General features: G+C 63.8%; 9 protein-coding genes. 5 read left to right on the forward strand and 4 right to left on the reverse strand.

The genetic code is table 11. From position 1 onward, the window contains the following. Positions 1-12 precede the first annotated feature (12 nt). The 3 genes from BUS12_RS17610 to BUS12_RS17620 form a co-directional block, all read right to left on the reverse strand. Positions 13-876 carry a helix-turn-helix domain-containing protein gene (locus tag BUS12_RS17610; protein WP_074297776.1) on the reverse strand — a complete coding sequence of 288 codons (864 nt, stop codon included), beginning with the start codon at positions 874-876 and terminating at the stop codon, positions 13-15. A 118-nt stretch (positions 877-994) separates the two neighbouring features. Beyond that, complete coding sequence (locus tag BUS12_RS17615) at positions 995-1576, reverse strand: carboxymuconolactone decarboxylase family protein (RefSeq protein ID WP_253190156.1); 582 nt, start codon at positions 1574-1576, stop codon at positions 995-997. 204 nt (positions 1577-1780) lie between these two features. Next, positions 1781-2575, reverse strand: coding sequence for a hypothetical protein (locus BUS12_RS17620; RefSeq protein ID WP_074297778.1), 795 nt, complete (start codon positions 2573-2575; stop codon positions 1781-1783). A gap of 257 nt (positions 2576-2832) precedes the next feature. On the opposite strand from BUS12_RS17620, the gene BUS12_RS17625 reads away from it, so the two are divergent. Beyond that, complete coding sequence (locus tag BUS12_RS17625; protein WP_074297780.1) at positions 2833-3624, forward strand: SDR family NAD(P)-dependent oxidoreductase; 792 nt, start codon at positions 2833-2835, stop codon at positions 3622-3624. Between the two features lie 111 nt (positions 3625-3735). Beyond that, positions 3736-4104: a single-stranded DNA-binding protein gene (locus BUS12_RS17630; RefSeq protein WP_074297782.1), complete on the forward strand. Its 369-nt coding sequence runs from the start codon at positions 3736-3738 to the stop codon at positions 4102-4104. Positions 4105-4141: 37 nt separating this feature from the next. Here the strand turns inward: BUS12_RS17630 and BUS12_RS38805 are convergent, their stop codons facing one another. Next, entirely contained in the window at positions 4142-4288 is a 147-nt protein-coding gene (locus BUS12_RS38805) for a hypothetical protein (RefSeq protein WP_171991675.1), read from the reverse strand. Positions 4289-4525: 237 nt separating this feature from the next. Between BUS12_RS38805 and uvrA the strand changes: the two genes are divergently transcribed. The 3 genes from uvrA (at position 4526) to BUS12_RS17645 (ending at position 14687) form a co-directional block, all read left to right on the forward strand. Further along, entirely contained in the window at positions 4526-10480 is a 5955-nt protein-coding gene (gene uvrA / locus BUS12_RS17635) for an excinuclease ABC subunit UvrA (RefSeq protein WP_074297785.1), read from the forward strand. Between the two features lie 508 nt (positions 10481-10988). Next, a complete protein-coding gene (locus tag BUS12_RS17640) occupies positions 10989-11564 on the forward strand; it encodes a helix-turn-helix domain-containing protein (protein WP_074297787.1) in 576 nt (191 codons plus the stop codon). 378 nt (positions 11565-11942) lie between these two features. Then, positions 11943-14687, forward strand: a complete 2745-nt coding sequence (locus tag BUS12_RS17645; RefSeq protein WP_074297789.1) for a TonB-dependent receptor — start codon at positions 11943-11945, stop codon at positions 14685-14687. The last annotated feature ends 54 nt before the right edge of the window (positions 14688-14741 follow it).

A 14741-nucleotide genomic window follows, 5' to 3' on the forward strand; every position in this document is an offset into this window, starting at 1 on the left:
TCGCGGATGCGGCTAGCTTTGCTCGCCGCTGCGCGCAGCGCCGCCGATCATGCGCGCATGCTGCGCTTCCGTCTGGTCGTCCGCCGGGAACATGCATTCGACGCGCAGTTCCTGCGCGGCGATCGTCTGCGGCGTTCCGACCGTCGTGACCATCGAGAAGTAGTTCAGCACCTGACCGTCTTTGGTAAAGCTGAGCGGGATGACGGGCAGCACCGGCGTCACCGGTATCGCGCCCAGCACCTTGGGGCTTGTCCACTCGCTTTGCACATCCGGGTAGGCGAGCAGGGCGCTTAGGAGTTCCTGGGTTTTCCCGTCGATCGCGCGCCCGACGGATTCGCGGTACACCCGCTGGAGCAGGCTTTGCGCGACCGCTTCCCAGTTGGCGACGAACGGGCGCATGCCGTGCGGATCGAACATCAGGTGCAGCATGTTGCGCGGCCCGGTGCGGGCCGCCATGTCGATGAAGCAGTTGAAAAAGCGCGGTGTGGCATCGTTGGTCATCAGCACGTTCCAGTAGCGGTCCATCACCAGGGCCGGAAACGGTTCGTGCTGGCGCAGGATGCGTTCAAGTGCGCGGGTGACGCTCTGCATGTCCTGCGCGTTCCATGCGCTTTCCGCGTAGAGGGGGGCGTAGCCCGCCGCGAGCAGCAAGGTGTTGCGTTCGCGCAGCGGCACGTCGAGCGCCTGCGCCAGGTCCAGCAACATCTGGCGGCTCGGCACGCTGCGCCCGCTTTCGATGAAGCTGATGTGCCGTTGCGACACGCCCGCATCGAGCGAAAGGTCGATCTGGCTCCTGCCGCGCGTGTCGCGCCAGTGGCGCAGCAGCACGCCCAGTTCGCCGGCCGGCAGTTTGGCATTGAGGTTCGGTACAGTCATCGCGTTTTTCTTCGCAAGAGGGTTCGGCTCATGGGCCGTGCATCTTTAGTCCGGCAGAGGGGCGCGCGCAGGACCCGGCGTGAAACGAATCCTGCGCGCGCGTTCGGCCTGGTTTCCCTTAAGCGGCGTTCCAGGCTTGCGCCTTGAAGCGGTCCTCGACCGGCGTGCCTGCCATATTAGTCGTGGTGGCGGCCATCGTGGAAATGCCGATGCTGGCGATCACCTCGAAGATCTGGCTCTGCGAATAGCCCGCCGACGTGAAGCGTTCGAGTTCCGCGTCGCTTACATTGCCGCGCTTTTCGATCAGGGCCCGGGTGAGGGCCGACAGCGCCGCGTACTTCGGGTGGGCTGGCAACCTTCCCTCGCGCATGGCCTTGACGTCGCTCTCGGCCATGCCGTCCTCAAGGGCAAAGGTCGAGTGCGCCGCCACGGTCCACGGGCACTTGATGGTGACCGCGTTGGTAAGCAGCAGCGCCTGCTTCTCGCATTCGTCGAGACTGCCGCCGTGGAAACTGCCGAAGCTGCCGGCGAATCCGTTCAGCAGAACGGGGTTGGCGGCCATGGTCGCCATGACGTTGGGCAGGAAACCGAATTTCTGCGTGAGCGCCTGCAGGGTCGGCCTGGACTGTTCCGGGGCCGATTCGATGGTGTGAACGGTAAAAGTTGGCATTCCTAACTCCTTGATGAACGAATCGAACATGACTGCATGGGTATCTCCGTGGCGGTGCGTTTTTGCACCGGCGTCGAGAGGAGATGACTGCCATGGTAGCGATCGTACGCAGGAGTTCAATTACATCGCAGGTAATAAGGAGGCGTCTCGCCCCTGAGGCCCAGGCAGGGTGAGCGTCAGGGGCCGGCTGAAGCGGCAACGGCGTGCGGATGGAAGAGGGCGCGGAGACAGCTGTTACGGTTGCGGGGCGTCGGGCTCCGGCGGCAGAAAGCGCGGCTGCACCGCTACGAGCTGATCGTCGGAGGTGGCTACCAGCCACAGACGGGCACGCTCCACCTGCAGGCGATTATGGTCCTTCAGCGAGCCCATCGACACGGCGGTTTTCCAGGCCACCGGCGCCACGCGGCTGGTTCTGCCCGACGGTGTGCCGACCAGCAAGGCATAAGGACCAAGCGGCAGCGAGACGAGCGGCAGCGCGGGCTTCACGCGCACCCGCCAGTCGACGAAGGGCATGTCGCTGAACAGCAGCGGCGCGGGCAGGCCGTACAGGACGGTGAAGTCGTACAGCGCGAGGTGTTCGCGCATGCCTGCATACATGCGGCGGATATCGGCGACCACCGCGGCGCGGATCTCATCGTCGAACATCGCCTCTTCCGCATAGCGGGCTTGCGCGTCCAGGGCGTCCTGCTGATAGGCGCTGAACACCGCGAGCTCCATGCAGTCTTGCGCCGCACGCTGCACGTCCGCGGGCGATCCCGCTTCCTCCGGCTTGCCCAACTGCGCCGCGCGCAGGAAACGGTCGAGCGCGGCTTCCCGGATGGCGGGGCCTTCGACCTTGGGATCGTCCACGGCATCTTTGCCGAGCGGGACGTACACGTATTTTTCAGCAGCGAAGCGCGACTTCTTGCCGTCGTCGAACTTCACTTCGCCGTTGCTGCAGTCGAGATAGCGCGTGCCGATTCGGCCATGCTCCCACACGAAGTTCTTCAGCATGGGGCGCAACGGATGCAGCGTCTCGCGTTCGGTCATGGACAACTCCAGTGCCTCGGTTGGGTGCAGCGGCAGGCGGATGCCGCTGCTGCTTCGTCTCCCATCATGGCATGCTCGCCGGACCTTCGCGAGGGGTTTGGCGTGCGCGCTCCGCTGTCGAGGTTGGCGTCCTGCTGTAAATTGGCACCGGGGCTGATCCCGTCACGCCTTGCACGCATGTTGCCGTCCTGCGGCACACTGTCCACCCGCGATTGAATGGCGGCTTGTCCGCGGCTAACCGATAGAGAGGAAAGAGCATGGATCTGCAACTGAAAGACAAGCTGGCGCTGGTGAGCGGCAGTACCGCGGGCATCGGACTGGCTATCGCTACGACGTTGGCGCAGGAAGGCGCACGCGTGATCGTCAATGGCCGCTCGCAACAGGCCGTGGATAAGGCGCTCGCGCAGGTGAAAGCGCAGACCGGCGCGGACGCGCTGGGGTTCGCGGGCGATCTGAGCCAGGCCGGGACGGCCAACGAACTCGCACGACGCTATCCGGACGTGGAGATTCTCGTCAACAACCTCGGCATTTTCGAGCCGAAACCCTTCGAAGAGATTCCGGATGAAGACTGGCTGCGCTTTTTCGATGTCAACGTATTAAGCGGTGTGCGTCTGGCGCGTCTCTTTCTGCCGTCCATGAAGCGCGCCAACTGGGGGCGCATCATTTTCATTTCGAGTGAAAGCGGCCTGCAGATTCCGGCGGAAATGGTCCACTACGGCGTGACGAAGACCGCGCAGATCGCGGTGGCGCGTGGCATTGCCGAGTCCGTCGCGGGCACTGGAATCACCGTCAATAGTGTGCTGCCGGGGCCGACCCGGTCGCGCGGCGTGGGCGACTTCGTCGAGAGTCTGGCGAAGGCCGATGGTAAATCGGTTGAGCAGGTCGAGCGGGAATTCTTCGAGCAGGTGCGGCCGACTTCGCTCATCAAGCGCTTCGAATCGACCGAGGAAATCGCTTCGCTGGTCGCCTACGTGGCGAGTCCGCTGGCCTCTGGGACGACCGGAGCCGCGTTGCGCGCCGATGGCGGCGTCGTGAAGAGCGCGTTTTAACGCAGGTTCCGTATCCGCTCGTGGGATCATACGGCTTTCGCGAGGCGCCGACGCCTCGCGTGCCGAACGAAATCAGGCGAGACCAGGCAAAGCCAACACGGAGCGGATGAGATGATCGATGGACTGGTAGGTGGGCGGCTCTACGGCGAAGCCCAGATCCGCACGGGACAGAACGGCAAGCGTTTTGTGACATGCAAGGTGCGGGCGACCACCGGCGACGGCGACACGCTGTTCGTCAATGTGATCGCTTTCGACGACGACGTGCAGACCGGTTTGCTCGCGTTGAGCGATGCCGATAGCGTGGCGTTGAGCGGCGCGCTCACGCCGAAGGTGTGGACCGACAAGAACGGGCTCGTGAAGCCCGCGCTCGATATGGTGGCGCATGGGCTGTTGACGGCCTATGACGTGCGGCGCAAGCGTTCGGTGATGACCGGACAGCCGGCGGAACAGGACGGCGGCGATCCCGATGAGGCGCTTTGAGCGCCCGGTGTCCTCTCAGTGCCCTTTCAGTGCCCGCTCAGTGACAAACAACCGCGCAGGTCATGGCGGTCACGCCGGCCACGGCTCCGAGCACGACGCCGGTCGCAAACGTCTCGACCGACGACGCACAGCCCTGCAGATTGAGCAACCCCGCCAGCACTAGCACCTTGATCACGCGACTCATGGTTGTGGTCCCCCGTGTTTATCGCGCGCATCGTAGCAAGTCCTTGTCTTGATGGGGCTTTCCAAAACTATCGGGGCCTTACGCCGTGATCTCGCGGTGCCGGCAGTCCGTGCTTGCAGCGTCGATGGAAAACTGTATAAATATACAGTATAGTGTTCCCTTCAAATCCGCCCTGCGGCGATTGATCCGTATGGTCGGGCGCGGTGAATCTGTACGGTCGTCAAGCGGCCGTAAGATATGGCCAACTCATTCAGACGGTCGGACAAATTGTCATCTACAGGAAAAATCCGCATTCGCGGAGCGCGTCAGCACAACCTCAAGAACCTCGATCTCGACCTGCGCACAGGCGAGATGACGGTCGTCACCGGCCCGTCGGGGTCCGGCAAATCCAGCCTGGTGTTCGACACCTTGTACGCGGAAGGGCAGCGGCGCTACGTCGAAACGTTCAGCGCCTACGCCCGGCAGTTCCTCGACCGGATGGACCGCCCGCAGGTGGACCGTGTGGACGGCGTGCCGCCCGCCATCGCGATCGACCAGACCAATCCGGTGCGCAGTTCGCGCTCCACGGTCGGCACGATGACCGAGCTCAACGATCATCTGAAGCTGCTCTACGCGCGCGCGGCCGAGCTATTCGACCGCAAGACGGCGCAGGCCGTGCGGCACGACTCGCCGGAGACCATCTACGCCGAACTGGTGGCGCGCACCGCGCAGGACGATCCGCGCCTCGCGGTCACGTTCCCGGTTGAGCTGCCCGAGTCCGCGAGCGAACAGGAGGTCGAGCAATGGCTGTCGGCGAGCGGCTATACGCGCGTGCAGGCGCAGCGCGAGGTGCAGTCGCCCACCGGCCCGCGCAAGCTGCTCGACGTGGTCGCGGACCGCTTCCGCCTGAGCGCGGTGGACAAAGGGCGCGCGGTCGAAGCCATTGAGGCGTCCTTGAAGCGCGGCGCCGGCCGCGTCAACGTTTACGTGCTGCCGCAAGCGCCGTCTGCCGAACCGTCCGCCGCGTCATTGGTCGAGCCGTCCGCCGAACCGCAGATCTGGCGCTTCTCCACCGGCTTGCACAACCCGGACAGCGACCTGCGCTACGCCGATCCGCAGCCCGCGCTGTTCTCGTTCAACTCCGCCTACGGTGCGTGCGAGACCTGCCGCGGCTTTGGGCGCGTGATCGGCGTCGACCTCGGCCTCGTGATTCCGGACGGGCGCAAGACCTTGCGCGGCGGCGCCATCAAGCCCATGCAGACGCCTGCCTGGAAGGAGTGCCAGGACGACCTGATGCGCTACGCGGCCAAGGCCGGCATCCCGCGCGATACCGCCTGGGCGGAGCTGACCCAGGCGCAGCGCGACTGGGTCATCAACGGCTCGCCCGACTGGAACGGCAAGTGGCAGAGCCACTGGTACGGGGTGAAGCGCTTCTTCGAATACCTCGAATCGAAAGCGTACAAGATGCACATTCGCGTGCTGCTGTCGAAGTACCGCAGCTACACGCCGTGCGAGACCTGTGGCGGCGCGCGTCTGAAGACCGAATCGCTGCTGTGGCGCCTCGGCACGAAGTCCAATGCAGATGCCGTGCTCGAGCCGGCGCTGCGTTTCATGCCGCGCGGCGTGGACTGGAACCGCACGCAGCTCGAAGCGCTGGCGGGCCTGACGGTGCACGATCTGATGCTGCTGCCCATCGAGCGCATCCGCCGTTTCTTCGACGACCTGAGCCTGCCCAGCGCGCTGCTCGACGATGCGCTGAAGCTGCTGCTGGCGGAGGTGCGCACGCGCCTGAAGTATCTGTGCGACGTCGGGCTCGGCTACCTGACGCTGGACCGGCAAAGCCGTACGTTGTCGGGCGGCGAGGTGCAGCGGATCAACCTCACCACGGCGCTCGGCACCTCGCTCACCAAAACGCTGTTCGTGCTCGACGAGCCGAGCATCGGGCTGCATCCGCGCGACCTGAACCGGATCGTCGAGGCGATGCATCGCCTGCGCGATGCGGGCAATACGCTGGTGGTGGTCGAGCACGATCCTTCCGTGATGCTCGCGGCGGACCGCCTGATCGACATGGGCCCCGGTCCCGGCGAGCGTGGCGGCACGATCATTTACGACGGCGTGCCGGACGACATCCGTTCCTCCGGCACCCTCACCGGCGAATATCTCGGCGGACGCCGTCACGTGGCCGACGTCTCGCACTGGTCGAGCCGGCCGGTGAAGAAGGACACGCCGCGCATCGTGCTGGAAGGCGCGAGCGAACACAATCTGCGGGACGTGACCGTCGAGATTCCGCTGCAGCGTCTCGTCTGCGTCACGGGCGTGTCAGGCTCGGGCAAGTCGACGCTGGTGCAGGACGTGCTCTATCCGGCGCTGGCGCGCCACCTGGGCGTCGCCACGGAATCGCCCGGCGCGTTCCGGCGTCTCGTCGGCGCGGAGCAGGTGAACGAAGTGGTGTTCGTCGACCAGTCGCCGATCGGCAAGACGGCGCGCTCGAATCCGGCCAGTTATGTCGGCGCGTTCGACGAGATCCGCAAGCTGTTTTCCAAGGTGCCGCTCGCGCAACAGCGCGGCTACGGTCCGGGCATGTTCAGCTTCAATTCGGGCGATGGCCGTTGCCCGACCTGCGGCGGCTCGGGCTTCGAGCACATCGAGATGCAGTTCCTGAGCGACGTCTATTTGCGCTGCCCGGATTGCGACGGCCGTCGCTACCGGGCTGAACTGCTCGAGGTGAAGATCGAACGCGGCACGCCGGCGCGCGCGCTGAGCATTGCCGACGTGCTCGAACTGACGGTCAGCGAAGCCACCCAGTTCTTCGCCGCGGATGCGGAAGTCCTGCGCGTGCTGAAGCCGATCGTCGACGTGGGCCTCGAATACGTGAAGCTCGGCCAGCCGGTGCCCACCTTGTCGGGCGGCGAAGCGCAGCGCCTGAAGCTGGCGGGCTTCCTCGCAGAGACGGCCCAGGCCGGCACGGCGCGCAGCGCGAAGCAGGCCCCGGCTGCACGCCTCTTCATGTTCGACGAACCCACCACGGGTCTGCATTTCGACGACATCGCCAAGCTGATGCAGGCGTTCGGCAAGCTGCTGGCGGGCGGCCATTCGCTGATCGTGATCGAGCACAACCTCGACGTGATCCGCGCGGCGGACTGGTTGATCGACCTCGGCCCGGAAGGCGGCGACGGCGGCGGCCGGGTGCTGTGCGCGGGCACGCCGGAGCAGGTCAAGGCCTGCGCGGAGTCCTACACGGGCCAGGCCTTGCTCCAGTACGACGCGGCCATGAGCGCGGCGGCCGAGCCGGCATCGCAAGGCATGCCGCTGCAAAAGGCGTTGACGGCGGCGCGGGCGCGCCGCGCGGTCGAAGGCGAGGACGTGGTGCGCATCGTCAATGCGCGCGAGCACAACCTGAAATCGCTCGACGTCGATATTCCGCACGGCAAGTTCAACGTCATTACCGGCGTGTCCGGTTCGGGCAAGTCGACGCTGGCGTTCGACATCCTGTTCCACGAAGGCCAGCGCCGCTACCTCGAATCGCTGAACGCCTATGCGCGGTCGATCGTGCAGCCGGCCGGGCGTCCCGAAGTGGATGCCGTGTACGGCATCCCGCCGACCGTGGCGATCGAGCAGCGCCTCTCGCGCGGCGGTCGCAAGAGCACCGTGGCGACGACCTCGGAAGTCTGGCACTTCCTGCGCCTGCTGTACGTCAAGCTCGGGCTGCAGCACTGCATTCACGACGGCACGCCGGTGAGCGCGCAAAGCGTCGAGTCGATCGCGGCGCAACTGCTGCGCGACCACAAGGGCGAACACGTCGGCTTCCTGGCGCCGCTGGTGGTCAACCGCAAGGGCGTCTATACCGATCTCGCCAAGTGGGCGAAGGCGCGCGGCAATACCCATCTGCGGGTGGACGGCGAGTTCCTGCCGGTCGACCCGTGGCCCAAGCTCGACCGCTTCCGCGAACACACCATCGAACTGCCGGTGGCGGACCTCGTGGTCTCGGCGGATAACGAGGCGGAGTTGCGCCGCCTGCTCGACGAGACGCTCGAGCTCGGCAAGGGCGTCATGCATCTGCTCGCGCCGCTGGACGGCTTGCAGAACGCGCTGACGAGCGGCCGCGCCACGGCGAAGCTCGGCGAGGTCAAGGTGCTGTCCACCAAACGCGCCTGTCCGGTGTGCGGCACGAGCTACCCGGAGCTGGACCCGCGGATGTTCTCGTACAACAGCAAGCACGGCTGGTGCACGACCTGCGTCGGCACGGGCCTCGCGCTCACGCGTGAACAGCGCGCCGCCTACGACGACACCGTGATCGCCGAAGACGGTCGCGGCCGCGAACAGAGCCTGCCGTCGGAAGAGCAGGAGCCGGAAGGCGTAGTCGACGAACCGTGCGCGGATTGCCACGGCACGCGTCTGAATCCGACCGCACGCGCGGTCACGTTCGATGCGCAGCCGATCGTCGATGTCGCGCAATGGACGGTAAGCGACACGCGCCGCTGGATCGACGGGCTGGAACTGTCCGGCCGCGACGCGGAGATCGCTCGCGACGTGGTGAGCGAGATCGGCAGCCGCCTGCAGTTCCTCGAGGAAGTGGGCCTCGGCTATCTGAGCCTCGATCGCGCGGCGCCGAGCCTGTCGGGCGGCGAGGCGCAACGCATCCGGCTGGCGGCGCAACTGGGCAGCAATCTGCAAGGCGTGTGCTATGTGCTCGATGAACCCACTATCGGCCTGCATCCGCGCGACAACCAGATCCTGCTGAACGCGCTGCGCAAGCTCGGCGAGAAGGGCAATACGCTGGTGGTGGTCGAGCACGACGAGGACACCATCCGGCGCGCCGATCACATCATCGACATCGGGCCGGGCGCGGGCAAGCGCGGCGGCATGCTGGTGGCACAGGGCAGTGTGGCGGATCTTTCGGCGCAAGCGGATTCGTTGACCGGGCAGTTCCTCGCCAACCCGATCGTGCATCCGTTGCAGCCGCGCCGCACGGTGAAGCAGAAGACCCGAAGCGCCGCGGCGGTCCCGGAACAATGGCTGACCGTGCACGGCGGCAAGCTCCACAACCTGCGCAACGTGACCGTCGGGCTGCCGCTGTCGCGTCTCGTGGCGGTGACGGGTGTGAGCGGCTCGGGCAAGTCCACGCTCGCGCGCGACGTGCTGATGGCGAACCTGCTGGATGCGGTGGGGCGCTCGGTACTGTCGTCGCCGGCCACGCGCCGTGCCCGCAAGGCGGCCGCACAAGACGAACCGGCTGCTAACCGCCGCTCGAGCGTGCTGGCCCGCAGCGCACCGCGCGCGCAACTGAACGTGACGCACGCGTGGCAGGGCTGCGACGCGATCACGGGCTGGGAAAGCATCGACCGCGTGCTCGAAGTCGACCAGACGCCGATCGGCAAAACCCCGCGTTCGTGTCCGGCTACTTATATAGGCGTGTGGGATGCCATCCGCAAGCTGTTCGCCGGTACCCTCGAGGCGCGCGCACGGGGTTACACGGCCTCGCGCTTCTCGTTCAATACGGGAGAGGGTCGCTGTCCGGCTTGCGAAGGCCAGGGCGTGCGGACGATCGGCATGAGCTTCCTGCCGGATGTGAAGGTCGGGTGCGACGTCTGTCACGGCCAGCGCTTCAACCCGGAGACGCTGGCGGTCACGTGGCGCGGCAAGAATATCGGCGACGTACTGACCATGGAGATCGACGAGGCCGTCGAGTTCTTCGCGCCGATCACCAGCATCGCGCATCCGTTGCAACTGATGAAGGACGTGGGCCTCGGCTATCTCACCCTGGGGCAGCCGTCGCCCACGCTCTCGGGCGGCGAAGCACAGCGCATCAAACTCGTCACGGAGTTGAGCAAGGTACGCGACGACGTCACGCGGCGCGGCCAGAAAGCGCCGCATACGCTGTACGTGCTCGATGAGCCCACGGTCGGCCTGCATATGGCGGACGTGGCGCGGCTGATTCGCGTGCTGCATCGTCTCGCGGACGGCGGTCACAGCGTGGTGGTCATCGAGCATGACCTCGACGTGATCGCCGAAGCCGACTGGATCATCGACCTCGGTCCGGAGGGCGGTGTGGGCGGCGGCTCGATCGTGGCGGCCACAGATCCGGAAGGGCTGGTGCGGGTCCGCGAAAGCCATACCGGCGCCGCGCTTCGTCCGGTGCTGGAGCGTGCGGCCCGTCAGCCGACCCATCAGCCGGCGCTATCGGTCGAGGCCGGCGAAGGCACCCACGGCTGACGCGAGAGGGAGCCCTCTGTCGCAAATTTGCGACGAGGGTTTTCCCGGCTTGCGGCTGGGGGTGCCGTTCATTCTCAAATACGGTTTGCAGCCGCTTGGGTGCCTGGAGTTCACCTCGTAATTGGAGGAAATGCTCTAAACACTGTCTGTTCCTATCAAAAAAAGTTTGACGGACGATTTTGTCTTGATATCGTCCGATTCATCAAGCGCATCAAAGCGCGCGCGCCGGGCCGGCGAGATGTTTGCCGGCTCCGTGCACACCGATTTCTATTGTCAATTCAATGATTCCAGACTGGAAGGGAATGCGCTCGCACTTTAGTTGTGCATTCAACCTTCCGGGGACACTGGATGAATTTGTCCGTCGCCTGGGTAACCGGCTTCATCCGGTTTTCACCGCGGGCGAGCGCTCACCCAATTTTTCAACCGACTTCGCGGCTGACGTCGCGCTTTCAACGAAACTAAATTTGCTTAGATCAAACAAATTTTGACTACTGGATTCTGTCTTGCTATGGTTCCGCCACTCGATAAGAAGGCATCAGCCGCACTCGCAATAGGCAGCAAGATTCGCGCGTTGCGACAACGGCTCAAGCGCACGCTCGATGAAACGGCGAAGGCGGCAGGCATCTCCAAGCCGTTCCTGTCGCAAGTGGAGCGCGGGCAGGCCACGCCGTCGATCACGTCGCTCGTAGGTATCGCGCAAGCGCTAGGGGTAACGGTGCAGTACTTCGTTGAGACGCCGACTGAAGCCAAGTCCGTGTGTCGAGGCGACGACCTGAAGTTTTTCGGTTTTGCCGATTCGGCAAACCTGTTTGGCAGGCTGACGAATCTGTCGGTGGACCGCAAGCTGGAAGCGATTCTGGTGCGGATGCCGGCCGGTCAGCAACCGTCGGAAGTGACGACGCATGCAGGGGAAGAATTTTTGTACGTGATGAGCGGCCAGATCGCTCTCACACTTGAAGGTACGACCTTCATATTGCAGGCTGGTGACACCGCGCATTACGAGTCGACTGTCCCGCATGCATGGGCTAACACCGCAGGGGAAGAGACGGTGCTGGTCTGGGTCGGAACGCCAAGATTGTTTTAGTCGCAGTGCCTTGTGTTCGAGATGGATCGGTCGAAACATATCCATCAGTAGTCCTACAGGTTAACCCGTAGCTTGAATATGCAATACGAGTCGAGTAGTGAACGGTCCGGTCATGACTCGTGTTCATCGAGCTGCTGAAATGAAGTTGAAAGATTAAACAATAAATTAGTAAGTTTTTAGTAGTCCGAAATCAAATAAGTCGGAGTGCCCCGTCTTCTCGCTGCAGTGGTTTAGACGCTAATCGGTTGGTGGAGTGATATGACCGCGGGGCAACTTTGGCGAAAGCGGCGCAACGTCGCCGCAATTCGAGTAGAGGGGTTCACAAGACCTCTCTTCGCACAACAGGTGTGGCCTTACTGACGAGTGAGAAGGGGAAAAATGAAACAACGGGCATTGGCGTTGGCCATCAGAAGAATAATCTGGGCCGAACTCGCATTGACGACTGCATTCGCCGTTCCGGCGTTTGCGCAAAGCCAGCCGGCGGCAGCTCCTGCAGCCGCGGCCTCGGGTACTGCAGCGGCGGCCGCTCCGGCTCCTGCTTCGGGCGCGGCGGCCAGCAACAAGAACGTCAAGCAGTTGAAGACCTTCGAAGTGACGGGTTCGCTGATCCGTCAGGCGGACAAGACGGGCTTCAATTCGGTTCAGGTGATCTCGCAGAAAGACATCCAGCAGAGCGGTGCAACTTCCGTATCGGACTATCTGCGCCAGACTTCGGCCAACTCCGCGAGTAGCTGGAGCGACGCCAATCCGGACAGCTTCGCACCTGGCGGCGCAGGCATCGCATTGCGCGGCCTGAGCGAGAAGTACACGCTGGTGCTGATCGACGGTCAGCGCGCTGCGCCCTTTGCATTCGCAGTGAACGGCACCGACACGTTCTTCGACCTGAACACGCTGCCGACGAACATGATCGACCGGATCGAAATCGTCAAGACCGGCGCTGTGTCGCAGTACGGTTCGGACGCTATCGCCGGCGTCGTGAACATCATTACCAAGCACGATTTCCAGGGCCTGCAGCTCGACGGCAACATCGGCGGCGCGCAGCACGGCGGCAATGGCACGGGCAACTTCAGCATCCTCGGCGGCTTCGGTAACCTGACCGAAGACGGCTACAACATCACGGCAGCGGCCAGCACGTTCCACCAGAGCGGCATCATGCTCGGCCAGCGCGATACGACGTCGCAATACAACGCGTACTCGCCTGCGTCTTACTGGGTGAACCCGGCTACCAATACCGCTACGGCGATTGGCTGCGGCGCTTCCAACAGCCGCGTGGTCCCGGCAAGTGCGTCGGCCAGCACGTTCGGCTCGCTGGGCGGCACGGTCTGCCAGCACAACATCACGGATGAAGAGTCGCTCGCCCCTGAGTCGGATCGCTCCAACATCAAGATTCACGGCGACTTCAAGATCAACGACCACATCCAGGCCTTCGCCGACGTGTGGGAAAGCTACAACCAGACGACGCTGTACGGTACGACGGGCGTAGGCGCAATTGGCTGGGCTGGCGTGCCGCAGGTGTACAACCCGGCGCTTGGCGCACCGCAGTCGCTGAATACGACCAACGTGATCGCGGCGAACAATCCGTACAACCCGAACCCCGGGGTCGCGACGCCGATCAACTATCCGTTCGTCAACAACCCGCAAAACGTTACGACCACGGCGAACTTCTACCGTCTGTCGACCGGCTTGAAGGGCGACTTCAGCACACCGCATCTGGGTGACTGGAACTGGGCGGCGTCGTACGGCCATTCGCAGAGCGAAGTGTCGAACTCGTATTCGAACGAAGTGTCGGCGGCGGGCTACAACCAGTTGCTCGCAGGCGGCTACGATTTCGCCAACCCGTCGGCTACGCCGAACGGTCTGAATGGCGTGTTCGGCACGCTGAACAACCAGGCTATTTCGAAGCTCGACACGATCGATGCGACGATCTCCACGCCGAACCTGTTCACGCTGCCGGGCGGCGATGTCGGTATCGGCTTCGGTGCGCAGTTCCAGCACCAGAGCGAATCGATCGACACGGCAGCCGGCTATGCGACCGGCGACTTCATTACGCCGCCGTACCAGACGGTGGAAGGTCAGCGTAATGTCGCCGCGGTCTATTACCAGATCGACATTCCTATCATCAAGAACCTGACGTTCAGCCAGTCGAGCCGCTATGACCACTATAGCGACTTCGGCGGTGCGTTCTCGCCGCGCTTTGCGTTGCGCTATCAGCCGGTTCAGGCCTTTACGACGTACGCGTCGTTCAACCGCGGCTTCCGCGCACCGACGCTGATCGAAGACGGTAAGGCAACGAGCTTCGGCGTGCAGAACGCGGTCGACCAGGATCCGGCATCGCCGCAGTACGGCCAGGCAGGCAACTACTTCCTGGAATCGACGGCAGGCAATCCGAACCTCCAGCCGGAACGTACGAAGAACTACAACATCGGCTTCGAACTGTCGCCGACCCGTACGACCGACATCGGCTTCGACTGGTACAAGATCGACATCACGAACGTGATCGGTGTCGAACCGCTGCAGGGCTTGATCGATCAGAACAACCCGAACGTGGTGGTGCGTGACCCGAGCACGAACCTGATCAACTTCGTGAACACGCAGTACGTCAACGAGTCGTACCTGAACACGGATGGTTTCGAAGCCACGCTGCGCCAGTCGCTGCCGACGCCGCTCGGTACCTTCACGGTTTCGGCTGACTGGGCGTATGTGCTGAGCTTCAAGACGCCGGGTCTGGCTGACGGTCAGACCAACGCTGCCGGTAACAACAGCGCGATGGCCGAAACCTTCGGTGCTTCGTTCCCGCGCTGGAAGGGCAATACGAGCCTGAACTGGAACTACCACCAGTGGAATGCCACGCTGACGTGGCAATACACGGGTCCGTACGAACAGGATCTGGTGTCGGGCCCCGGCATCGAGTCGTCGGTTCCGTCGTATAGCCAGTTCAACCTGTATGCTCAGTACACGGGCTTCAAGCACTGGACGCTGTATGCCGGCATCGACAACATTTTCAACCGTGCGCCGCCGTATGACCCGTACTGGTTCAACACCATCGACAACACGGGCTATGACGTCTCGCTGTATTCGTACATCGGCCGTTACGCTCAGATCGGTGCAACGTATAAGTTCTAACAAGTTGTAAGCCTGTTGACGATTGGTCGCTCCGGCATTCTTTGTGCCGCCGGA

It is taken from the genome of Paraburkholderia phenazinium (assembly GCF_900142845.1).
GTDB lineage: Bacteria > Pseudomonadota > Gammaproteobacteria > Burkholderiales > Burkholderiaceae > Paraburkholderia > Paraburkholderia phenazinium_A.